Genomic DNA, 23,851 nt, shown 5'->3' with positions numbered 1-23,851 from the left:
GGAATTCCTGGCTCAGGCGGTTACACGCTCGATCGCATCAATCAGTTTGGCAGGATCGAAAGGCTTGACGATCCAGCCCGTCGCGCCGGCCTGCCGGGCCCGGTTCTTCTTCTCGGCATCGCTTTCCGTCGTCAGGACGAGGATCGGGACGGCGCGAAATTTTTCGTTGCGGCGAACGCCTTCAATGAAACCGAAGCCGTCGAGGCGTGGCATGTTGATATCCGTGACGATCACGTCCGGATTGCAGCCCTCGAGGACTTCGAGGCCTTCAACGCCGTCTTCCGCCTGAATCGTTTCAAAACCTGCGTTATTAAGGGTCACCAGAAGCATGTTCCGGATCGTCCGTGAGTCATCCACGGTCAGTACTTTTTTCTTCATTGCTAGATCTCCTTAGCAACCAAATTCTGGTTATTGATGCCGATGAGTTGCATCGTCTTCTGAAATGCATCCGAAGCCTTCTCCACGAGGAGGGACTTCTTGTCTTCTTCCCAAGCCTTGACGCCGGCGAGCAGAACCTGGGCGCACTGGACACCGACGCGCTCGACGCCCGACGCATCGATCCTGAGATCGCTGCCGCGCATGGAGACCAGCTTGCCATGCAGGTTCGAGGCCTCGTTGAGGTCCAGCACCGCGGCCAGCTTCAAACTTGCAGGTCCAGCCTTCTTTGCTGCCATCAGCTTATTCCTTGTCGTTTCTGAAAGATGTATTCGCCGTCATCCGCACGCTCGGAGGCCATCGGCGCGATCGGGACGAGAGTCGGCTGGGGTCTTGGCGCCGCCGGTCGGCGCGCATCCGCATAGCGGTTCTGTCGTTCGATCCGGAACTCGCGGACCGTCCGTCCGAGTTCCAGAATGACGGTATGGAGTTCGTCGGCGCCTTCGCCAGCGCGGGACGCGAGGCTTGCATTCGAGGCGACGTGTTCGCTGACCGAACCGATCTCGAGGGTCAATCGGTCGAGACCGACGGCCTGCTCGCCGGTATCGCGGGCAATGCCGGCGATCGCGTCATTGATATCGGAAACCTGGCGGACAATGCCGCCGATCGCCTCCTGGGTGCGATGAACCATCTGTACACCCGCATCCACCTGGGACTTGGTGCCGTTGACGAGCGTCTTGATCTCGCGGGCCGCATCGGCGGAGCGCTGGGCAAGCGCGCGCACTTCCTGGGCGACGACCGCAAACCCACGGCCCGTTTCGCCGGCGCGGGCCGCTTCGATGCCGGCGTTCAGCGCCAGCAGGTTGGTCTGAAACGCGATGTCGTCGATGACGCCGATGATCTCGCCAATCTTTTCGGCCGAGGATTCGATATCCGCCATGGCGTTGATCGCCCGGCCGACGACTTCGCCGCTTGCCTCGACCGAACGGCGCGTCTCGGCGGCGGCTTTTTCTGCGGCAGCCGTCTCGGCGGCACTTCCCTTGACCCTGGCGGTGACGTCGAGCAGCACGCGTGCCGCCTCCCTGAGGCGGGCCGACTGTTCTTCGGAAGCGGAGGCGAACGAGCGGGCGCCTTCGGCAAGCGATTGGGTGAGCGCACCAGCCTTCTGGCCATGTCCATCGGCGGTCTCGACCGAGGAGCGCATGCCGGCGACCGCCTGATTGAGAAGATCGGCGAGCTCTCGATAGACATCCGGCACATCGGCCGGCAGAGACGCCGTCAGATCGCGGTCGGCAAGCGCTGCGATGACGTCGGTGAATGTTTCGATCGCCTGCGCATGATCGGCTTCGCGCTGTTCGGCGAGCGCGCGCTGGTGCTTCTGGCGCTGTTCGTTGAAGCGGAGCGAGACGGCAATCTCGACATCGACCATCACCAGGCGGGTAATCGCGCCGACGAGGTCGAGCAGCTCCTGCTCACGCTTGCGGCCGCCGGGCAGCAGCGATTTCGGAGCGAGGTCGACGATCGCGCCGGCGATCAGATGTTCGAGCATCACGGCGTGACCGGCGACGTGCCAGCGCGGATCGAGGCCCATGCGGCTCTCGGCGTCGGAGAGAACCTTCACCCGCTCGGCGTAGAGCGCATCGAAGCGGGCATCGGTCAGCACGCCCCAATGGGAGGCCTGCAGGTCGTGCAGCCGTTCGATCTGCTGCTCGCTTTCGAAATTGCGAGCGGCTTCCGGAAAGGATTGAAAGCGGTGAAAAAGGTCGCGCAGACCGGTCTTCAGATGCCGGTCGAGCTGCGGGCGGCAGCGGCGCAGCAGATCGCGCAGTTCGCCGTCGAGGCCGGCAAATGCCAGTCTCTCGCCCAGGCTGCCTGCCTGGCCACGTCGCGCCTGATCCGATGGCATTTCCTGCACCAAAGCCGTCCCCAAATTAATCAAGCCAATCCTCGGAGAGGATCGGCGGCATGCGAGCTGCTGTCGCCAGCGCCTGATGAACGGGGATGCTCGCCAAACCGGACCAATATCCGTCGGGCATGGGCAACGCGGTCACCACGGCTTTGCTGGATTTTCATGAGCGGATACCGGATTGGACCGGTACGGCTTTGCGGCTTCATGCCTGGTGGGAGACCGCAGTCGTCCCATTTCGCCGTGGTCTCTAATATGTATGGTTAATTCCTTGCCTGAAGGTTAATGGAAGGTGCAAGGATGCCTGATTTGCTTCAACCGGGCGCATATTACCCGCTATCAGGGCATTCGCTTCGGCATTGCGCGGTGGTTACGGTTTTTCTCAAATCGCCGCTTGAACGTCGGCCAACCCGCCTTGTCTCCCATATCGGCGAGCGGCAGCAACGGACAAGCTTTAACTCAAAGCGCCATGCCACCCTTGCCGGTGAATTTCCTGCTGACATGCAGCGAGCCGGAAAGACCGAAACGCCATGGCAGATCGACAGCCTGGGAGATGCCGATCCGCCGCCCGGTGACGATCAATGGCGGTGTTTGCGGCAAAGTGAGATCGAACGGAGGCGAGAACAGCGGCAGGCCGTTGTGCTCAATGGTGATGTCGAGCGCCTGGCAGAGTCGGCCCGGACCGGAACACAGGAGTAGCGGATCGGCAAGGCGGCGCCTCTTCTCCATCTCCTCAAGGCCTCTGACCGGCTGCAGCGCCCTGATCAGCACGGCGCTGCCGGGCCGGCAGACGAAATTCAGGCACCAGTGAATGCCGTAGGAACGATAGACATAGGCATGCCCGGGCGGGCCGAACATCACCGCGTTCCTCTGCGTGGGCCCGCGAAAACTGTGGGATGCCGGGTCGTCCGGCTCATAGGCTTCCGTCTCGACGATCACGCCGCCCGCGCCAGAGACATCAAGCTCGACGCCGATCAGGTCACGCGCCACCTCCACGGAGCCTCTATCGAAAAATTGCTGGTCCATAAAAAAATGCCCGTCTCGCTGCCGGTTGCATCCATAGACGGCGAAGCAGGGCTTGTCTTCCCCGCCGACGACGCGACATCCTGGAAGGCCCGAAGCGTTGCGCAGACGTTGTCGTGGGGATGCAACGGGCCCCTCACTTGCTGTTTGCCAAGTCAGCACGGATTTGTGGACGCACATTTTTGTGCATTGCCATGAAAACGCTCCGGGTGTCGTATTAGGTTTAGAAACATCTTGATTCTCAATAGATTGCCGCAGCGTTTTCAATCTTTGCGGCAGTCGAGCAGTAGCGCAACCCTGACTGGAGTAGCCTATGCCGAGTGAATCCTTGTTCGATGCCTTCACCAGGAACTACGAAGCCCGGCGCGAGACAGACATGTCTGTCGCCGAGTATCTGGCGCTTTGTAAGAAAGATCCGATGGCCTATGCCAACGCCGCCGAGCGGCTGCTGGCGGCGATCGGCGAGCCGCAGATGGTCGACACGGCCAAGGATGCCAGGCTCGGCCGGATTTTCATGAACCGCACCATCCGGGCCTATCCGGCTTTTGCCGGTTTCTTCGGCATGGAAGAGACGATCGAGCGGATCGTTTCCTTCTTCCGGCATGCCGCGCAGGGACTGGAAGAGCGAAAGCAGATCCTCTACCTGCTCGGGCCGGTCGGCGGCGGCAAGTCGTCGCTCGCCGAGCGGCTGAAGCTCTTGATGGAGGCCAATCCGATCTACGTGCTGAAGGCCGGCGACGACATCAGCCCGGTCTTCGAAAGCCCGCTCAATCTCTTCGATCCGGTGGCGATGGGGCCGATGCTGCTCGAGCAGTACGGCGTTCCGACCCGGCGCCTCAGCGGGCTGATGAGCCCCTGGTGCCTGAAGCGGCTCGATGAATTCGGAGGCGACATATCCCGTTTCCGGGTGGTGAGGCTGCAGCCCTCGCGACTGCGCCAGATCGGCATCGCCAAGACCGAGCCGGGCGACGAGAACAATCAGGACGTCTCGTCGCTGGTCGGCAAGGTCGACATCCGCAAGCTCGAAAACTATTCCCAGAACGACTCGGACGCCTACAGCTATTCCGGCGGGCTCAACCGGGCCAACCAGGGCGTGCTCGAATTCGTCGAGATGTTCAAGGCGCCGATCAAGATGCTGCATCCGCTGCTGACGGCGACGCAGGAAGGCAATTACATGGGCACCGAGAATATCGGCGCCATTCCCTTCTCCGGCGTCATCCTTGCCCATTCGAACGAAGCGGAATGGCAGAGCTTCAAGGCGAACAAGAACAACGAGGCCTTCATCGACCGCATCTGCGTCATCAAGGTTCCTTATTGCCTGCGGGTGACCGAAGAACAGCATATCTATGAGAAGCTGATCGAAGGCTCGGAGCTTGCTGATGCCTCCTGCGCGCCGGCAACGCTTGAGATGCTGGCCCGGTTTTCCGTACTTTCGCGGCTGCGCAAGCACGAGAACTCGACCTTCTTCTCCAAGATGCGCGCCTATGACGGCGAAAGCCTCAAGGAAACCGATCCGCGCGCCCGCAGCGTCCAGGAATATCGTGACGCGGCCGGCGTCGATGAAGGCATGGACGGAATATCGACACGTTTTGCCTTCAAGGTACTCGCCTCGACCTTCAACCACGACACGACGGATATCGGCGCCGATCCGGTCCACCTTATGTACGTGCTGGAACAGGCCATCCGCCGCGAACAGTTTCAGGAGGAAACCGAAAAGCGGTATATCGAGTTCATCAAGGCAGACCTTGCCCCGCGGTATGCGGAGTTCATCGGCAACGAGATCCAGAAGGCCTACCTGGAATCCTATTCCGACTACGGCCAGAATCTTTTCGATCGCTACGTCGACTATGCCGACGCCTGGATCGAGGACGTCGACTTCAAGGATCCCGACACCGGGCAGCTTCTCGATCGCGAACTCCTGAACCAGGAACTGACCAAGATCGAAAAACCGGCGGGCATCGCCAATCCAAAGGATTTCCGCAACGAGATCGTCAAGTTCTGCCTTCGCTCGCGCGCCAATAACGGCGGCAAGAACCCGTCCTGGGCGAGCTACGAGAAGATTCGGGAAGTGATCGAGAAAAGAATGTTCTCCCAGGTGGAGGATCTTCTGCCGGTCATCTCCTTCGGATCGAAGAAGGACGGCGAAACAGAAAAGAAACACAGCGAGTTCGTGTCGCGCATGACGGGGCGCGGCTACACCGAGAGACAGGTTCGCCGTCTGGTGGAGTGGTACATGCGGGTTAAACAGGCAGGTTAGCGTCTGTACTCAATTAGGATTTGGAACGCAGCATGCAGGAAAACCGTTCAGTTCCTTAGACACACAAAGGTGGATTCCATCTCCATCATTGTGTGTGACGACAGGACGTAGGATTGTGGCATACTGGGTTGTGCGGCGTCCGAAACCTAGTTGAGTACAGACCCTAATGCTCATGCAGGAGCCAACATGCACATCATCGACCGGCGGCTGAACCCGCGCGGTAAAAGTTTGGAAAATCGGCAGCGGTTTCTGCGGCGCGCGAAGGAGGCCGTGCAGCAGGCAGTCAGGCGATCCCTGCAAAGCCGCAGCATCCGTGATGTACTGGATGGCGGCGAAGTCAGCCTCCCGATCGGCGGCATGGGCGAGCCGAGCTTCCGCCGAGCCGAAGGCGGGATTACGGATCATGTCCTGCCCGGCAACCGGGCGTTCGTCGAAGGCGATATCATTCCCCGCCCGCCGGGTCAGGGTGCCGGCAGGCCCAAGGAGGCCGGCCAGGGCGACGGTGAAGACGGCTTCCGCTTCGTGCTGACGCGCGAGGAATTCCTCTCGGTGTTTCTGGATGACCTCGAACTGCCCGAACTCGCCAAGCGGCGGCTGAGCGAGACCGAGGAGATGAGCCCGGTTCGCGCCGGCTACTCCATTTCCGGCTCCCCTTCCAATCTCTCCATCGACCGGACGACGCGGCTCGCCATGATGCGGCGCATCGCTCTCAAACGCCCCAAGCCTGCCGAGATCGAGGCGCTGCAACGCCAGATCGAGGAAAGCGAGGATGATGAGACCCGCCTTGCGCTGGAGGCGGAACTCAAGTCGCTGACCGACAGGATCCGGCGCATTCCCTATGTCGATCCGCTCGACGTGCGCTACCGCCGCTTCGACAACGAACCGAAGCCGGTTGCGAAGGCGGTGATGTTCTGCCTGATGGACGTCTCCGGATCGATGTCGGAACATATGAAGGATCTGGCCAAGCGCTTCTACCTGCTGCTCTATCTGTTTCTTTCGCAGCGTTACGAGAAGGTGGAAATCGTCTTCGTCCGCCACACCGAGAAGGCCGAGGAGGTCGACGAGGAGACCTTCTTCTACGGCCAGGCGACCGGCGGCACGCTGGTATCGAGCGCGCTTGTGGCGATGCGCTCCATCATCGCCGCACGCTTCGATCCCACCGAATGGAACATCTACGCTGCGCAGGCGTCGGATGGCGACAACTCCTACCGGGACGAAGCTCCGACCGGCCATCTGCTGAGACACGAGATCCTGCCGCTCTGCCAGTATTTCGCCTATATCGAAGTCGATGAGGAGGGTGGGGATTCCCTCGCCTCCAATTCGCCCCTCTGGCGCCTTTATGAAAGCATCCGATCGAGCTCGGCAACTCTTGCGATGCGCAAGGTCTGCCGCAAGAACGAGATCTTTCCGGTCTTCCACGACCTCTTCCAGAAGCGTTCGACACCAACGAAGGCGGTGCCATGACCCAGGCGGCTATGCAGAAGAATCGACTGCTCTTCGACGGCGCCGACTGGGATTTCACCACCCTGCAGCGCATCCACGATGCCTGCGAGGAGATCGCGATCGGCGAACTTGGGCTCGATGTCTACCCGAACCAGATCGAGGTGATCACCGCCGAGCAGATGCTGGACGCCTATTCATCGACCGGCATGCCGCTGTTTTACCGGCACTGGTCGTTTGGGAAACATTTCGCCCATCACGAGGCCTTCTACCGCCGCGGCATGCGGGATCTCGCCTATGAGATCGTCATCAATTCGTCGCCCTGCATCTCCTACCTGATGGAGGAGAACACCGCGACGATGCAGACCCTGGTGATCGCCCATGCGGCCTTCGGTCATAACCATTTCTTCAAGAACAACTATCTCTTCAAGCTCTGGACGGATGCCGAGGGCATTCTCGACTATCTCGATTTCGCCAAGGGCTACATCGCCCGCTGCGAAGAACGTTACGGCGAAACGGCGGTCGAACGGACCCTCGATGCCGCCCACGCGCTGATGTCGCATGGCGTGCACCGTTATGCGGGCAAGACGCGGCTCGACCTGCGTCAGGAGGAAAAACGCCAGCTGGAACGGCGCGCCCATGAAGAGCAGATGTTCAACGACCTCTGGCGCACGGTGCCAACGGGCCGCAAGCGCGATGCGGCCGACGTCGATTTCGAAAGACGGCGTGCGGCGCTCGGCCTGCCGCAGGACAATCTGCTCTATTTCCTCGAAAAGTCGTCGCCCCGGCTACAGCCGTGGCAAAGGGAAATCCTCCGCATCGTCCGCCACGTGGCGCAATATTTCCACCCGCAGCGCCAGACCAAGGTGATGAACGAGGGGACTGCGACCTATGTCCATTACCAGATCATGGAAAGGTTGCACGACCGTGGGCAGATCAGCGACGGGAACTATTTCGAGTTCCTGAAATCCCACACCAATGTCGTATTCCAGCCGACCTATGACGACCGGCGTTTCTCCGGCTTCAACCCCTATGCCATCGGCTTTGCGATGATGCAGGATATCGAGCGGATCGTGACGAAGCCGACCGATGAGGACCGCGAATGGTTCCCGGATATCGCCGGCCGCGGAGATCCGATGCAGGTCCTGCGCGGCATCTGGGCGGACTACCGCGACGAGAGCTTCATCAGCCAGTTCCTGAGCCCGCACCTGATCCGCAAGTGGCGCCTTTTCCAGCTCTACGACGATCCGCAGATGAGCGAAGGGATACTGGTTTCGGCGATCCACGACGAGCGGGGCTACAAACGCGTTCGCCGCCAGCTGGCGCGCGAATACGATATCGGCTGGACCGATCCGAGGATCGACATCATCGATGTCGATCTCGCCGGGGACCGTCGCCTTCTCCTGCAGCACCGGGCGCCGAACGACTGGGTTCTCGAAGACAGCGAAACCCGACAGGTTCTGCAGCATCTGGCGGATCTCTGGGGCTACGACGTCATGCTGCAGGAAATCGACAGCAGCGAGACGGTGGTGAAGGAACATTCCGCCCATCCCCGCGAGATCCTTCAGAAGGGTGACCTTTTCGCCTGAGGACGGCGCCTGAGCAGGTCTCTGCCGATCCGGCAACTCCAGGCGCGGCGGGACGCAAAGGCGACGTTGATTCCCGCTCATCAATTTTGATTACAGGAAAGACCGGAGCTCCTGCCGGTGGCCAATCGTGATTGGACATCAAAAGCGGTCTGGATCACATTACAGATTGGGCGACGGGCATCTATTTTGTTCAAATAGGAGGCCGTAATGGAGCAACGTGCAGTCGACCAGCTGAGGACTATCGCCAGGATAAATCGCAGCTATCCCGACTTCCAGATGTCCAGCAGCGAGCGGCTCGAGCGGTGGGCCGAGATTCTTGAGCTCAACCCCGATCGATCCCTTTCGACATTTCGGGAAACCGAATATCAGCCGGATGAAATAAGGGCCGCCATGCGTGGCGACGGGACGGCGATTGCCGTCGCCTTCGGCGATCCGATCCTGCGCGCAGCGGGGATGCGCGACGACACCTATGGGGAAGCCAGACGTTTTTTTGAATTGTCCGACCGACAGCTCCACAAACTGGTCTGCTTCTGCCACTTCGGAGCCCATGTGAGCGCAAGTACAGTCGCCCATCAGGTGCGTTCGATAGCCACCCGCAGATCCAGTGGCACCCTTGCATACCTGGCTTCCTTCTTCAGAAGGTAGCCCGTATCGGTTGATGGGACGCAATCGGCGTGTCCCCTGCCGGAGCAGTTGCCCGACGTCTCGGCGTTGCCGCTTGCCATTGCGGGAGGCGGCCGTGAGCCGAGTTGTGTTCCGAAGGTCGAGGCGGGGCCAGGCCCCTCCCCGGCGGCGTGCGTGTGCCGTCGATTTCGGATGGCTCCGATCAAGCGTCTTTGTGCACGGTCACGGGACAGCATGTCTCGACGCCGGGGGTGACCTCGCGGGCACTATGGTATCTGGGCGAAAGAAACTCTATACGGAGTTCCGGGTTTTCCGGAGATATGCCGCGTGGCGAATTTTAGTATGGATTTGTGTATCGTTGCCGGCAGAAGGCCGGGCTTGCTCGAGCAGACATTGGAAAGTTTCTCCAAGCGATGCTTTGCCCATTTTTCCTTCTCAAATGTCCTCGTAAACATAGATCCGATCTTCGGCACGGAAGAGGATGAAGCCGAGTGCCTGCGCGTGGTCGGCAACTATCTGCCGTCAGCCTCCTTCTTCAGACCGCGCGAGCCGGGTTTTGGCGCCGCGGTCCAGCGTCTGTGGGCCAATACGCGTTCCGACTATGTGTTCCACATCGAGGATGACTGGGTTGCGCTGACCGACCTCGGCGAGGAGATTTTCGGCCCGTTTTCAGATCCGGGCGTGATGCAGGTTTCCTTTCACACGGCCGATCAGAACTGGAATATCGCCAAGCACGGCCATCTTCACGAGAGGAACGAATATGCGCGGTTCCTCGGTATAAAAATCCCGCTGTTCAGGACTTTTCCGAAATTCACTACCTCCCCCTCCATTCTTCGGGGCTCGTTCGCCCGGCAGGCTTCAAGCCTGATGGACCCTTCTCGGGATCCGGAAAAACAATTCTATTCCGGCGTCAACGCAGAGCTTGAACGGTTGGCGGCGCCGCACAGGAACTACATATTCTCTCCCCAGCAGAAACCGGTCATCCGTGACACCGGACGAGAGTGGAGAGACAATCGCAAAATCAAGAAAGTCATCGAGAATACGACCTCCTACTGGGTCGAGGAGTAATTGCCCGGCATGCCCGCAGCGGTCACCGGGCACGCCTTGATAAGCGGCCGCATACCGTGATGCGGCCACGAAATTTCCGTCAGGCGCGCTGAAGAAATGGCCCTCGCCGACCTGCTGATAGAAGCGCCTTGCCGCGTAAGGCAGCACCGTCCGGTTTCAGCATTCGGTAACGCTCTGAATGTACATTAGGCATCGATCAATTTACGCGAGTAACTGGACGCCTGCCAATGAACCATTGCTCCGCCATCGAACCTGATCTGCAAACGCCTCACCGCGAACTTCTGGAAGACCTGTTCGAGGACGCTCCAGGACCTACGATCATCAAGGATGGAGAGTCGCGTTTCCTGTTCCTCAACAGCAAGGCATGCGAGATGTTCGGCGTGAACCTCGAAGACGTGCTTGGCCACACGGACCACGACTTCTTGCCTGCGGACGAAGCCGATCGAATCCAGAAGGTGGATGCGGGAGTGCTGGCCACCGGCGAGGAACGGCGGTTCGAGGAAGAGCTCACCGGGCCGGATGGTTCGACCCGGACGCTTTTCACGCACAAGCGGCGGTCTTTCGTACCAGTGCCCGGCGGAAAGAAACCGGTTGTCGTTGTCGTCATTTCCGACATCACCAAACTCCGTCACGCAGAACAGGTCCTGCGGGCCAGTGAGGAACACTATCGCTCGCTCGTTGAACTGCATCCCCAAACACCGTGGTTGGCCGACGCAGAAGGAAACGTCATCGAAGTCGGTCCGGGTTGGCAGAATGCCTCCGGACGGGAGGTCGGCGAGGCGCTAGGACGCGGGTGGGAGAAGACCCTGCACCCGGCGGACCTGCCTGAAGTGATTGCCAAATGGGGATCCGCGGTCCACACCGGCGTGCCGTTCGACATGATCTACAGGATCGGGACAACGAAAGGGCGGTATCGGTGGTATCGGAACCGTGCTGCTCCCCGGCTCGACGGCGACGGCAAGGTCATCCGCTGGTATGGCCTCCTCGAGGACGTGCACGACCGCCAGCTTGCCCTCAAAGCTCTTCAGTCCAGCGAGCGCAGATTGCGCCAGCATCGGGACGAACTCGAAAAGATCGTTCTGGCGAGGACCGCGGAAGTGCAGGAGAAGAACGTCGAACTGGATCGCCTTCTCCAGCATGAACGGGGCATTAATGCGCTGCAGCGCCGCTTCGTGGGGATGATCTCGCACGAGTTCAGGACACCTCTGGCCGTGATCGACGGAGCGGCTCAGCGGCTGACGCGCACGAAGGCGGCTGCAACTCCCCAGTTCCTGGAAGGCAAGGCTCTGCAGATCAAGGGCGCCGTCGCCCGCATGGTCGAGCTGATGGAAAGCATCCTCGCCGCCGGACGGCTGGAGACGGGGACCATTGCGATCAACAAGGAAGCCGGTTCGCTCAGCGCGATTCTGCGCCATTGCATCGCAAGCCGGGCGGAAATCAGCAAGAGCCATACGATCGGCCATGATCTGGAAGCGCTTCCAGCTCTGCAGATGATCGACGGGGCCGCAATAGAGCGGGTCTTTTCCAACCTGTTGTCAAACGCAGTGAAATATTCGCCTGCCGGTTCCAGAATCAGCGTCAGCGGATGGAGGGACGGCCAGCGGGTTCTGGTCAGCGTCAGCGATTCCGGCATCGGCATGGATGCCGACGACCTGCCGAAGCTGTTCGAACCCTACTTTCGCGCCCGCAGCGCCACCGGTATCGCGGGAACGGGGATCGGTCTCAATATCGTCAAGGAAATTGTGGAGTTGCACGGCGGCTCGATCTCAGTCCAGAGCCTTCTGGGCAAGGGTACGACCTTCACGGTGGAGCTGCCGTTCGACGAGGTCAGACAACAGCATTCGGCTTAGGCCGGCGCTGTCACAAGAACCCTCAGGCGGCGATCGATGACGCTAACCAGGACGCAAGCTCGTCTCGCCCCATGGGTCTGCCCACCAGAAAGCCTTGCAGCTGATCGCAACCGGCAATTCGGAGGACGTCCGCTTGATCGGCGGATTCTATGCCTTCGGCCGTGACAGGAATCCCGAGGGCCTGGGCCAAGGAGATCGTGGCCGTCAGGACGTTCCGGCCGGTGCTGCCGTCATCTATGGCTTGAACGAGAGACCGGTCGATCTTCATCCGGTCGAAGCCGAACTCACGAAGCGTGCCGATACTGGCATAACCGGCGCCAAAATCATCGAGAGCAAAACGGATGCCTGCCAATTTCAGGGCGGTGATGGAGCGTCGTGCCTGTTCAGGATTGGACATCAGCACCGCTTCGGTGATCTCCAATGTCAGCCGCGAAGGATCAAAACCTTCCTCTCTCAAGACGGTGAGCACATCCCCGGCGAAATTGGGGTTGCATAGCTGGATCGGAGAAACATTGACCGACAGGGAGAGCGGAGACCATGCCCGGGATGCCACGATGGACTTCCGAAGCATCTGGAGGCCGAGGATATCGATCAATCCGCATTTCTCCGCCAGAGGTATGAACGCGTCCGGGCCGATTGCTCCTTCGGCGCGTCTCCACCTTGCCAGAGCCTCCACGCCCGTGATCTCGCCCGAGGCCGCCGAAGCCAGCGGCTGGAAAACCGGCTGGATCTCGTCGTTCTGGAGGGCGCGCCGAAGGTCGCTTTCCAAGCCCGCGATCTTCTCGCGCTGGCGGTCAAGATCCGGATGATAGGTGACGGCGCATCCCCTGCCCATTTCCTTCGCTTCATAAAGGGCCATATCCGCCCGGCGAAGAAGTTCGTGCGCATTCCCTGCGTCGTCACGGCAGGCGACGCCGATGCTTGCGCCAATTTCGATCGTGCGGCCTTCGATGAGAAACGGCCTTTTGAGACGTTCGAGAACTTGATTGTCAAATTCGGCGAGGTTCGCGGAGCCGCGCTGAACCAGAGCGAATTCATCACCGCCCAACCGGGCAACACCGAATACGTCTCCATGGATGTCGCGCAGGGCTTCCGCCACCAGCCTGATCAGTTGATCCCCAATCGCGTGCCCCCAGGCATCGTTGACTGCCTTGAACCCGTCGAGATCGATAAGGTGCAAAACCAGCACCTGGCTCTTGTCGGCCTGCATCAACCGGTCCAGTCCTTCGATCAGGCCGAGCCTGTTCAAGAGACCGCTGAGGCTGTCATGCGTTGCTTCGTGCTGGGCGCGATCCGCCAGGCTCTTCAGCCGCCGCGTTTCTGACAAGCCTGCAAACAGAACGCCAACCAGATAAACTCCCAGGATTGCGACCGCCGCGGCGATAAAGGGGCGCGCCTCGTCAAAAATCGTGTTTCCCGGAGCGGCACTTGGCCAAGCCAAACGCGCGACTTCAATTCCATCCACATCCATGAGCGGGGAATTCAGAAGATCGCCCGCCGGACGGTCAGTTATGTGGAGTTCCGGGAGCTGATGTTCCTTGGCCATCTGGGCCACGACTTCAGACGTCAGGGTCTTGAAGAAGCTGAGAACATAGAAGGTTTGATCCTGTACCTGCGACCCGAACGGCTGGACCGCTTCCGAAGCCACAGCAATGATATCATCGCCGTTTCTGAAAAAATTGACGATGGGGTCGATGCCAGGCCGAGCGGCGGCTTCCGTCTGCCCCGTAAACTTGGAACCGAGATATTCGGTCGGGTCTATTATATCGGCCTTGAGATAGGCGATGCTCTTGCCGCCTGCTGGCGCGGTCAGCACTATCCCGTCATAGAGCGCGTAGTCCTCGCTGGTCTTGCCCCAATTCTCATAGACCCAACCCTCGCGATCCCCTTGGGTTATCGCCTTGTAGGCATCATCCCAGACGGCATTGTCCCGCACGGTCGCGGCAAGTTTTTCCTTGAACGAGGAGACCGCCGCCTCTGCCGCCAGAATGGCTCTGTTGTCGTCCAGCGCGTTTGCGGAACTGCGCATGCGATCGACCACGTGAGCACCTATCCCACCCAGGATCATGGCGACAAGAAGGAGTAGCGAGGTGGCGATGAAAACGGAGTAGCCTTCACGGCTCTCCTTCGGTCGGCGTGCGAGCATGGCGGATCCCTGCGTTATTGTTTTGCCCAAGGCTGCAGAAGACGTCATGTCCGCATTGCGCTGCTCGCATCCACTAGCATATGCGAATATTAAAAATCGCTAAAGCACGTAGTCAACGACTCGTTAATATGTCGGCAGGGACCTCCAAACCCGGAGCAGCAAAATGGAGCAGGGTCGCGCGGAGTGCTTTATTTCACGGGGTTAAACCGGGCTTTTAGCTCGGAAATCGGGCAGGCTGGTGCTTCCGCCGAGCGGGCGGGCTTTCTAGAGTTCTCGCAGGAATTCTTCGGTCGTCGCGAGGTGGAGCTGAACCGAGAAGCGGTCTCCCAAAAGTTCGAGCGACGCGTCATGTGTGTCATCCGCTCCGCTGCAGACGGCATCCCTCAGCACGATCACATGGTATCCGAGATCGATGGCGCCAAGCGCTGTGGAGAGGACGCAAACGTCGGTCTCACCGCCGGTCAGGACCACGGTTTCGATACCCTCCTTCAAGAGCATTCCATGCAGCCCTCCGCTCACCCAGGGAGAATACGTCATCTTGTCGAAGATGCGTGCAGGAGGGACAAGCGCTTTCAAGGGCGGGATCAGATCGACGAGGCCTGGATCGAGATGCTCTCGCGTCATCATCCTCCACTTTTCATAATACACCCGCCACATGCCCTCCATCGCTTCGGGCCGCGACGGCGTGACGAACCTCGTAAAGATCGTCTTCTCCGGGTGGCGGCCGGAAATCTCCTCGATCGATGGCGATACCTGGCGCATCCAGGGGACGTGCCAAGGAGTGTCTTCAGCGAAGATCCGCTGCATGTCGATGCAAAGATGAATCCAGTTGCCAGCCATGTCATGCTCCGCGCTGCTCCTGAACGCCCCATCGGGAACGTGGTTCCAGCCGGGACCGGCAGAAGGCGGGCTGCAGCTAACGGACATCCGACATGAGGGACGCCCCTCGGTCGAACACGAGGGCGGCGTCACGCTCTCATGATTGGTTGGACGCCTTGACGAAATCGATGAAGGCCCGCAGCGGCGCCGGTACGAGCCGCCGGCCGGGGTAATAGAGAAATGGGCCGGAAAATTGCGGCCACCATGGCTCAAGCACGGGTTCGAGCGAGCCGTTGTCGAGATGGGGCCGCAACCAGTCCTCGAACAGCAACATGATGCCGGTGCCGGCAATCGCTGCTTCGACGGCAAGATCGGTTGCTGCACCTACCTGCACGATCAGCGGCCCCGTCGGATCGATCCGCACCACCTCGCCATCCCGCTCGAATTCCCAGAGCATCATCGCCCCGCTTGTGAAACGCCCGCGAATGCAGGCGTGGCCAAGCAGGTCGCGCGGATGATCGGGACGGCCATGGCGATCGAGGTATGCGGGGGATGCCGCGGCCGCGAAGCGCTGCAAGCGCGGACCGATCGGCACCGCGATCATGTCCTGCTCCAGCCGCTCGTCATAACGGATGCCGGCATCGCATCCCGCAGCCAGCACGTCGACGAAGCTGTCATCAGCGACGATTTCGAGCCTGATGTCGGGATAGGCCGCGAGGAACCGCGGGACGATCGCCGGGAGCACCAGCCGCGCGGCGCTGACCGGTACATTGAGACGGAGAACGCCCGCAGGTTTGTCGCGAAACCTGTTGACCACGTCGAGTGCCGCGTCCACCTCCGCGAGCGCAGGGGTCAACCGATCCAGCAGACCGGCGCCTGCTTCCGTCGGCACCACGCTGCGTGTCGTGCGATTGAGAAGCCTGACTCCGAGTTGCGCCTCGACACGCCGTACCGCCTCGCTCAATCCTGATGCGCTGCCGCCTGTGGTCCGCGCACCCTCGCGGAACCCGCCGGCGCGCGCCACTGCCACAAAGGCATTCAGATCACTCAGATCGATCTTCATTGTTCGAAATTCCGCACAGCCTGTGCCGACTGTACCCAATTTTCGTGCGGTCTCTCAAGTTCTATATCCACGTCATCTTGAAAAGGAGATATCCCATGTCGAACATAGACCAAGCGGGTACATTTATTCTCGGCGACCGCAACGTGAGACGGCTCGGCTACGGCGCCATGCAGCTTGCGGGCAAGGGTGTGTTCGGCCCGCCGAAGGACCGCGATGCGGCAATCGCAGTCCTGCGCGAGGCGGTCGAGGCTGGGGTCAATCATATCGACACCAGCGATTTTTACGGCCCGCACGTGACCAACCAGATCATCCGCGAAGCGATTCATCCGTACCCGGACGATCTGGTGATCGTGACCAAGATCGGCGCCATGCGCGGGACCGACGGTTCATGGAACCCGGCGTTCTCTGCCGAGCAGCTGACACAGGCCGTCCACGACAACCTTCGCAATCTTGGTCTCGACGCCATGGACGTCGTCAATCTGCGCATCATGTTCGATGTCCACGGCCCGGCCGAAGGCTCGATCGAAGAGCCCCTGACGGTTCTGGCGGAGCTGCAGCGCAAGGGCCTGGTCCGGCATATCGGGCTCAGCAACGTCACGCCGGCACAGGTTGCCGAAGGTCAGGGCATCGCCAAGATCGTCTGCGCGCAGAACCAGTACAATCTCGCTCACCGGCAAGACGACGCCATGATCGACGATCTCGCCCGCGATGGCATCGCCTACGTGCCATTCTTCCCGCTCGGCGGCTTCAGCCCGCTGCAGTCGTCGGTCCTGTCGGACGTTGCCCAGCGCCTCGGCGCCACGCCGATGCAGGTCGCACTTGCTTGGCTGCTGCGCCGCGCACCGAACATTCTCCTCATTCCGGGAACCTCGTCCGTGGGCCACCTGCGTGAAAACCTCGCCGCAGCGGAACTGCAGCTGTCGGACACCGTGATGGCCGAGCTGGAGGGTGTCGCCGGCATCCGCTCCGCCTGAACATTCCGGGATGCTCCCCATCGCGCGTCGAAAATTGACGCACGGCATTTGCCTTTACGCGCGCTTTCGCTAAAAGTGAAAGAAAAGCGAACGGAGGGGTGAAGTGTTCATCACGGACCGCCAGACGAAGATCGTCGAACTTGCGAAGTCGGCGGGGCGGGTGCTCGTCGACGACCTGGCGACGACGTTCTCGGTAACCTCGCAAACGATCCGCAAAGATCTGAATGATCTGTGCGACAAGCAAATTCTCACGCGGATCCATGGCGGCGCCACTCTTCCCCGCAGCAACGAGAATGTCCGGTATGACGCGCGCAGGCAGATCGCCGCCGCGGAAAAACAGGCGATCGGGGTCGCTGCTGCCAACCTCATTCCGGACAACGCCTCGCTTCTCATCAACATCGGCACCACCACCGAAGCCGTCAGCGAGGCACTCGTCAATCACCGGGAACTCATGGTGATTACCAATAATATAAACGTTGCCAATCGGTTACGACTTCTCGACGAAATCGAGGTGGTTATTGCCGGTGGCGTCGTTCGTCAATCGGACGGTGGCATCGTGGGTGAAGCCGCGGTCGATTTCATCCGCCAGTTCAAGGTCGACTACGCGATCATCGGCGTTTCGGCGATCGACCCGGATGGGGCTCTTCTCGATTATGACTTTCGCGAAGTGAAAGTTGCCCAGGCGATCATCGCCAATGCCAGGCACGTGATCCTGGTTGCCGACTCGACGAAATTCGAGCGCACCGCCCCCGTGCGTATCGGCCAGATCTCCCAGGTCCAGACCTTTATCACCGACCACTGCGCGTCTCCTTCGATCCGGGAAATCTGTCTGCAGAACGGCGTCGCGCTGGTGGAGACTTCCGAGACGAACGCTGAAGTTCATTAGCCCTTCAGTTTCGTTTGACATTCGGAATATTTTCGATTTAATCCATTTTAAGTTCACAATGCCTGGGGGCTTGCTGCCGTTTCGGATCAGCGAGGGAAATAATGGGTCAAAAAATCCACGATATCTTCGTGATCGGCGGCGGCATCAACGGCTGCGGCATCGCACGCGATGCGGCCGGACGGGGTTATTCGGTCGCACTCGCGGAGATGGACGATTTTGCCTCGGGCACCTCCTCCGGTGCCACCAAACTCATCCACGGCGGCCTGCGTTATCTCGAGCACTACGAATTCAGGCTCGTGCGGGAATCGCTGATGGAGCGCGAAACCCTCTGGGCCATGGCACCGCACATCATCTGGCCGATGCGTTTCGTCCTGCCCTACCACAAGGGAGGGGTTCGCCCCGCATGGCTGATCCGCCTCGGCCTGTTTCTCTACGATCATCTCGGTGGCCGAAAGCTGCTCCCGCCGACTGCGGTCCTCGACATGCGCAGCGACCCGGCAGGAAAGCCTTTGAAGCCGCTTTTCACCAAGGCATTCGAATATTCCGACGGCTGGGTCGACGACGCGCGGATGGTCGTGCTGAACGCTCGGGATGCCGCCGATCGCGGCGCCTTGATCCTGCCGCGTACCCGGGTGGTTGCCGCCCGCCGGGAGAACGGTGTTTGGACGATCGGCACGTGCGATACCCGCACCGGCAAGACCGAGACCTATCAGGCCCGCATGCTGGTGAATGCCGCAGGCCCCTGGGTGGACCAGGTGATCCGCGAGGCACTCGGCAACAATGACGCCCGCCATGTGCGCCTCGTCCAGGGCAGCCATATCGTCGTGAAGAGGAAATTCGAGGGATCCCGCGCCTACTTTTTTCAGAACCGGGACAATCGCATCATTTTCGCAATTCCTTACGAGAACGACTTCACGCTTATCGGCACGACCGACCGGGACTATTCCGGCAATCCGAAAGATGTGAAAATCTCCGAGGAGGAGACGACCTATCTCTGCAATGCCGCGAGCGAGTATTTTCGGGAGCCGGTGCGACCGGCCGACATCGTCTGGACCTATTCGGCGGTTCGCCCGCTTTTTGACGACGGCGCTTCAAAGGCGCAGGAAGCAACGCGCGATTATGTGCTGAAGGTCGACGTCACTCAGGGCGCACCTCTGCTTAACGTCTTCGGCGGCAAGCTGACTACCTATCGCCGTCTTTCGGAACATGCGCTGGAGAAGATCGCCGAAGCGATCGGAGCAAAAGGCCATTCCTGGACGGCGAAGAGCCATCTGCCCGGCGGCGATTTTCCTGCGCAGGGTTACGAGGAAGAAGTGGTAAAGGTGAAAGCCCGCTATCCGTTTCTGGAGGAACGGCATGCGCGGCGGCTGGTGCGCCGGTATGGAACCCGCGCAGCGGTGATCCTCGACGGCGCCGCCAAGATGCAGGACCTTGGCCACCATTTCGGCGGCGATCTCTACGAGGCTGAAGTGAAATACCTTGTCGACCGTGAATGGGCCATGAGCGCGGAGGACGTGTTGTGGCGGAGAACCAAGGACGGTCTGCGGTTGAGCGAGACGGAAAGACAATATCTGGAGGAGTACATGGCCGCTATACCGGCAAAAATGGCCGGATAAGCGACATGTGTTCCTGATGTGAGGAGGCACGGGAACTCGAATGCTGGAAATGCGTAACGTCGCCAAGATGGTGGGGGGTGAGTATCATATTCATCCGACCAATCTTGCATTCGATCGCGGCTCGCTGAACGTATTGCTCGGCCCGACGCTCTCGGGCAAGACTTCGATCATGCGACTGATGGCTGGACTTGACCGTCCCACCAGCGGCTCCGTGTATTTCGACGGTGCCGACGTCACCGGCGTCGCGGTGCAAAAACGCAACGTCGCTATGGTCTACCAGCAGTTCATCAACTACCCGGCTCTGACCGTCTACGAAAACATCGCTTCGCCGATGCGGATTGCAGGCAAGGATGCGAAGACCATCGACCGGGAAGTCCGCCGTGCTGCGGACTTGCTGAGATTGTCTCCCTATCTCGATCGGACGCCTCTCAACCTTTCCGGCGGGCAGCAGCAGCGTACGGCGCTCGCCCGCGCACTCGTCAAGAATGCGAGCCTGGTGCTGATGGACGAGCCGCTCGCCAATCTCGACTACAAGCTTCGCGAGGAACTGCGCGAGGAATTGCCGAAGATCTTTGCGCAGTCCGGCGCCATCTTCGTTTACGCGACGACCGAACCATCCGAAGCCTTGTTGCTTGGCGGCAATACGGCAACGCTCTCCGAAGGACGGGTCACGCAATTCGGGCCGACGATCGAGGTCTACCGTCGTCCGGCTGACCTGGTGACCGCCAAGACATTTGCCGATCCCCCGCTCAACTTCATCGAGGTGGTCAAGTCCGGCGGCTCGTTCCGATACCAGCAAGCAGACAGCCTCGCGGTGCCGCCGCATCTGTCCGGCGTGCCGGATGGCCCGGTAACCATCGCCTTCCACCCCCATCACCTGGGGCTCGCGGCACAGACCGGCAATGCTGCAAGGGTGAAGGCCCAGACGCAGATTTCGGAAATCACGGGCTCCGAAAGCTTCGTGCATATGCACTACAACGGTGTGCGCTGGGTCATGCTGGCACCCGGCATCCACGACATCGATCCGGATACCGAAATCGAGCTTTTTCTGGATACCCGCCATCTGATGGCTTTTGGAACAGACGGCCGCGCCATCGCGGCGGCGGCTTGAGGACGGCGAACATGGCACGCATCACGCTCGATCACATCCGCCACGCCTACGGTCCCAACCCGAAATCCGACGCCGCCTATGCGCTGCGTGAGGTGGACCACGAATGGGCCGATGGCGGCGCCTATGCCCTGCTCGGCCCTTCCGGCTGCGGCAAGACCACCTTGCTGAACATCATTTCCGGCCTGTTGCAGCCGTCCCACGGGCGTATCCTCTTCGATGGAAAAGACGTCACCAATCTTTCCACGCAGGAACGCAACATTGCCCAGGTTTTCCAGTTTCCGGTCATCTACGACACGATGACGGTCTACGACAATCTGGCATTTCCCTTGCGCAACAGAGGCATTGCGGAACCGGATGTCGATCGCCGCGTCCGCGAGATGCTGGAGATCATCGATCTCTCCGACTGGTCGAACCGCAAGGCCCAGCGGCTCACGGCCGATCAGAAACAGAAGATCTCGCTCGGGAGAGGTCTCGTCCGCAACGACGTCAACGCGATCCTCTTCGATGAGCCCCTGACGGTCATCGATCCGCATATGAAATGGGTGCTCCGCTCCCAGCTGAAGCGCTTCCACAAGCAATTCGGCTTCACCATGGTCTATGTGACCCATGACCAGACAGAAGCGCTCACCTTCGCCGACAAGGTCGTCGTCATGTACGATGGGGAGATCGTCCAGATCGGAACGCCGGCCGAACTCTTCGAGAGGCCCAGCCATACATTCGTCGGTTATTTCATCGGCTCCCCCGGCATGAACGTGATACCCGCCGAGATCCATGGGAGCACTATCAAGCTCGGAGCCGAGACGATCGCCCTCGATTATGCGCCGAAGCTCGATGCGGGTGGCCGGATCGAGCTGGGCATCCGGCCGGAATTCATCCGCATCGGCCGGGAGGGCATGCCTGTCACGGTGACGCGCATCGAAGACATCGGCCGACGCCGGATCGTTCGCGCAAGCCTTGGGGGACAATCGATTGCGATTGTCGTTTCCGAGGATGCGGAGGTTCCGGCAGAGCCTCGCGTCACCTTCGACCCCGTTGCGCTGAATATCTATGCCAATTCGTGGCGCGTTGGCAGGGAGGCCTGAACCATGGAAAAGACGTGGAACAACAAAGCCTGGTTTCTGGTGCTTCCCGTGCTCCTGCTGGTTGCCTTCTCGGCGGCCATTCCGCTGATGACCGTGGTGAACTATTCGGTCCAGGATACGTTCGGCAACAACGCCTTCTTCTGGGCCGGCACCGACTGGTTCGACGATATCCTGCATTCGGCCCGCTTCTGGGAAGCCCTGCAGCGCAATCTGCTTTTCTCCTTCATCATCCTTGCGATTGAGATTCCGCTCGGCATCTTCATCGCGCTGAACATGCCCAAGAAGGGCATCGGCGTGCCGGTCTGCCTGGTGCTGATGGCCCTTCCGCTTCTCATTCCGTGGAATGTCGTCGGCACGATCTGGCAGGTCTTCGGGCGTGTCGATATCGGCCTGCTCGGCCACACGCTGGCGGCGCTCGGCATCGACTACAACTATGTGCGCGATCCTCTGGACGCCTGGATCACCGTCGTCGTCATGGATGTGTGGCACTGGACGAGCCTCGTCGTGCTGTTGTGCTACGCCGGCCTCGTCTCCATTCCGGACGCCTATTATCAGGCGGCGAAGATCGATGGGGCATCAAGGTGGTCGGTGTTCCGCTACATCCAGCTGCCGAAGATGAAGCGGGTGCTGCTTATCGCCGTCCTGCTGCGCTTCATGGATAGTTTCATGATCTATACCGAGCCTTTCGTGGTCACTGGCGGGGGCCCGGGAAATTCCACGACCTTCCTGTCGATCGATCTCGTCAAGACAGCGGTCGGCCAGTTCGACCTCGGTCCGGCCGCCGCCATGTCGATCGTCTACTTCCTGATCATCCTGCTGCTGTCATGGATCTTCTACACCGTGATGACCAGCAGCGATGCAGACAATTGAAGGAGGGAGAAGAACCATGGCAAGGACAACCAAATACAAGCCTGCAGGCAATCTCTCCTGGCTGGTCTCGACGATCTACATCATCTTCCTGCTGCTGCCGATCTACTGGCTCGTCAACATGAGCTTCAAGGAGAATTCCGAGATCACCGGAGCCTTCTCGCTCTGGCCGCAGAACCCGACGCTCAGGAACTACATGGTCATCTTCACGGACCCTTCCTGGTACAACGGCTATATCAATTCGATCATCTATGTGGCCCTGAACACCACGATCTCGGTTCTGGCGGCATTGCCGGCTGCCTATGCCTTCTCGCGCTATCGGTTCCTCGGTGACAAACATCTGTTCTTCTGGCTGCTCACCAACCGGATGGCGCCGCCCGCCGTCTTCGCCCTGCCCTTCTTCCAGCTCTATTCCGCCTTCGGTCTCATCGACACGCATATCGCGGTCGCCCTCGCCCATTGCCTGTTCAACGTGCCGCTTGCTGTCTGGATCCTGGAGGGCTTCATGTCGGGCGTACCGAAGGAAATCGACGAGACCGCCTATATCGACGGCTATTCCTTCCCGCGGTTCTTCGTGAAGATCTTCATGCCGCTGATCGCCTCCGGCATCGGTGTCGCGGCCTTCTTCTGCTTCATGTTTTCCTGGGTGGAACTGCTGCTTGCCCGGACGCTGACGACCACGGCCGCCAAGCCCATTTCCGCCATCATGACGCGCACCGTTTCGGCGTCGGGCATGGACTGGGGCGTGCTGGCAGCCGCCGGCGTGCTGACCATCGTTCCCGGCGCACTCGTCATCTATTTCGTTCGAAACTACATCGCCAAGGGCTTTGCCCTCGGCCGGGTCTGACAAGGAGGAACCACGCATGAGCTTTTCATGGATGGCCTGGACACTGCCGACGGCCCTGTTCTTTCTGACGATCCTCGCCCTGCTCATCGGCATGAGCATCTGGGAATATTTCGCGCCCGGCGGTTCGCCCAGGGTCGGCATCCTGCGCTTCGAAACGACGCGCGGAGACCGGCTCTTCATCTCGCTGCTCGGCGCGGCATTCATTCATCTCGCATGGTTGGGGCTTATCGGTCCCAACCTGTGGTGGGCTCTTGCCCTGGCAGTGGTCTACGCAATCGGCGTCTTCCGCTTCGTCTGAAAGGCAAGCT

Annotated in this window: 21 protein-coding genes; 14 read left to right on the top strand and 7 right to left on the bottom strand. The window is 60.3% G+C overall.

What is annotated here, in order from left to right:
* Positions 1–12: 12 nt before the first annotated feature.
* The 4 genes from cheY1 to C5J24_RS09755 all read right to left on the bottom strand — a co-directional run bounded on the left by cheY1 (position 13) and on the right by C5J24_RS09755 (position 3,307).
* On the bottom strand, positions 13–378 hold the full coding sequence (gene cheY1, locus C5J24_RS09770) for a chemotaxis response regulator CheY1 (protein ID WP_037087114.1): 366 nt from the start codon (positions 376–378) through the stop codon (positions 13–15).
* A gap of 2 nt (positions 379–380) precedes the next feature.
* Complete coding sequence (locus C5J24_RS09765) at positions 381–674, bottom strand: STAS domain-containing protein (RefSeq protein WP_037087115.1); 294 nt, start codon at positions 672–674, stop codon at positions 381–383.
* Complete coding sequence (locus tag C5J24_RS09760) at positions 674–2,281, bottom strand: globin-coupled sensor protein (RefSeq protein WP_105417666.1); 1,608 nt, start codon at positions 2,279–2,281, stop codon at positions 674–676. The genes C5J24_RS09765 and C5J24_RS09760 overlap by 1 nt, the downstream gene beginning before the upstream one ends.
* Before the next feature lie 459 nt (positions 2,282–2,740).
* Positions 2,741–3,307, bottom strand: coding sequence for a DNA-3-methyladenine glycosylase (locus C5J24_RS09755; protein WP_105417508.1), 567 nt, complete (start codon positions 3,305–3,307; stop codon positions 2,741–2,743).
* Positions 3,308–3,617: 310 nt separating this feature from the next.
* Between C5J24_RS09755 and C5J24_RS09750 the strand changes: the two genes are divergently transcribed.
* From C5J24_RS09750 to C5J24_RS09725, 6 genes are all read left to right on the top strand, one after another.
* Positions 3,618–5,561 carry a PrkA family serine protein kinase gene (locus C5J24_RS09750; RefSeq protein ID WP_105417506.1) on the top strand — a complete coding sequence of 648 codons (1,944 nt, stop codon included), beginning with the start codon at positions 3,618–3,620 and terminating at the stop codon, positions 5,559–5,561.
* 186 nt (positions 5,562–5,747) lie between these two features.
* Positions 5,748–7,025: a YeaH/YhbH family protein gene (locus C5J24_RS09745; protein WP_105417504.1), complete on the top strand. Its 1,278-nt coding sequence runs from the start codon at positions 5,748–5,750 to the stop codon at positions 7,023–7,025.
* Entirely contained in the window at positions 7,022–8,590 is a 1,569-nt protein-coding gene (locus C5J24_RS09740; RefSeq protein ID WP_105417502.1) for a SpoVR family protein, read from the top strand. Before C5J24_RS09745 ends, C5J24_RS09740 begins: the two co-directional genes overlap by 4 nt.
* A gap of 207 nt (positions 8,591–8,797) precedes the next feature.
* Positions 8,798–9,235, top strand: coding sequence for a hypothetical protein (locus tag C5J24_RS09735; protein ID WP_105404061.1), 438 nt, complete (start codon positions 8,798–8,800; stop codon positions 9,233–9,235).
* A gap of 357 nt (positions 9,236–9,592) precedes the next feature.
* A complete protein-coding gene (locus C5J24_RS09730) occupies positions 9,593–10,282 on the top strand; it encodes a hypothetical protein (protein ID WP_245446600.1) in 690 nt (229 codons plus the stop codon).
* A gap of 227 nt (positions 10,283–10,509) precedes the next feature.
* The gene (locus C5J24_RS09725; RefSeq protein ID WP_105417500.1) at positions 10,510–12,132 is read left to right on the top strand and encodes a PAS domain-containing sensor histidine kinase; all 1,623 of its coding nucleotides are present in this window, start codon (positions 10,510–10,512) and stop codon (positions 12,130–12,132) included.
* A 22-nt stretch (positions 12,133–12,154) separates the two neighbouring features.
* On the opposite strand, the gene C5J24_RS09720 is transcribed toward C5J24_RS09725, so the two are convergent.
* From C5J24_RS09720 to C5J24_RS09710, 3 genes are all read right to left on the bottom strand, one after another.
* A complete protein-coding gene (locus tag C5J24_RS09720; protein WP_105417498.1) occupies positions 12,155–14,278 on the bottom strand; it encodes an EAL domain-containing protein in 2,124 nt (707 codons plus the stop codon).
* A gap of 264 nt (positions 14,279–14,542) precedes the next feature.
* Positions 14,543–15,118 carry a cysteine hydrolase family protein gene (locus C5J24_RS09715; protein WP_105417496.1) on the bottom strand — a complete coding sequence of 192 codons (576 nt, stop codon included), beginning with the start codon at positions 15,116–15,118 and terminating at the stop codon, positions 14,543–14,545.
* Positions 15,119–15,254: 136 nt separating this feature from the next.
* A complete protein-coding gene (locus C5J24_RS09710) occupies positions 15,255–16,160 on the bottom strand; it encodes a LysR family transcriptional regulator (RefSeq protein WP_105417494.1) in 906 nt (301 codons plus the stop codon).
* Positions 16,161–16,255: 95 nt separating this feature from the next.
* On the opposite strand from C5J24_RS09710, the gene C5J24_RS09705 reads away from it, so the two are divergent.
* The 8 genes from C5J24_RS09705 to C5J24_RS09670 all read left to right on the top strand — a co-directional run bounded on the left by C5J24_RS09705 (position 16,256) and on the right by C5J24_RS09670 (position 23,841).
* Complete coding sequence (locus tag C5J24_RS09705; RefSeq protein WP_105417492.1) at positions 16,256–17,134, top strand: aldo/keto reductase family oxidoreductase; 879 nt, start codon at positions 16,256–16,258, stop codon at positions 17,132–17,134.
* 103 nt (positions 17,135–17,237) lie between these two features.
* Positions 17,238–18,020 (top strand): DeoR/GlpR family DNA-binding transcription regulator, encoded by a 783-nt coding sequence (locus C5J24_RS09700; RefSeq protein ID WP_105417490.1) that lies wholly within the window; start codon positions 17,238–17,240, stop codon positions 18,018–18,020.
* 101 nt (positions 18,021–18,121) lie between these two features.
* A complete protein-coding gene (gene glpD / locus C5J24_RS09695; protein WP_105417488.1) occupies positions 18,122–19,636 on the top strand; it encodes a glycerol-3-phosphate dehydrogenase in 1,515 nt (504 codons plus the stop codon).
* Positions 19,637–19,676: 40 nt separating this feature from the next.
* Positions 19,677–20,747 carry an ABC transporter ATP-binding protein gene (locus C5J24_RS09690; RefSeq protein WP_105417486.1) on the top strand — a complete coding sequence of 357 codons (1,071 nt, stop codon included), beginning with the start codon at positions 19,677–19,679 and terminating at the stop codon, positions 20,745–20,747.
* A gap of 11 nt (positions 20,748–20,758) precedes the next feature.
* Positions 20,759–21,829, top strand: a complete 1,071-nt coding sequence (locus C5J24_RS09685; RefSeq protein ID WP_037087140.1) for an ABC transporter ATP-binding protein — start codon at positions 20,759–20,761, stop codon at positions 21,827–21,829.
* A gap of 3 nt (positions 21,830–21,832) precedes the next feature.
* Entirely contained in the window at positions 21,833–22,699 is an 867-nt protein-coding gene (locus tag C5J24_RS09680) for a carbohydrate ABC transporter permease (RefSeq protein WP_046610946.1), read from the top strand.
* A gap of 16 nt (positions 22,700–22,715) precedes the next feature.
* Positions 22,716–23,543, top strand: a complete 828-nt coding sequence (locus C5J24_RS09675; protein ID WP_105417484.1) for a carbohydrate ABC transporter permease — start codon at positions 22,716–22,718, stop codon at positions 23,541–23,543.
* A gap of 16 nt (positions 23,544–23,559) precedes the next feature.
* Positions 23,560–23,841, top strand: a complete 282-nt coding sequence (locus C5J24_RS09670) for a DUF2160 domain-containing protein (protein ID WP_046603202.1) — start codon at positions 23,560–23,562, stop codon at positions 23,839–23,841.
* Positions 23,842–23,851: the final 10 nt, after the last annotated feature.

It is taken from the genome of Neorhizobium sp. T25_27 (assembly GCF_002968565.1).
In the GTDB taxonomy this organism is placed as follows: domain Bacteria; phylum Pseudomonadota; class Alphaproteobacteria; order Rhizobiales; family Rhizobiaceae; genus Neorhizobium; species Neorhizobium tomejilense.
The sequence above is the reverse complement of the archived record's forward strand: the minus strand, read 5'-3'. Positions and strand labels throughout refer to the sequence as shown.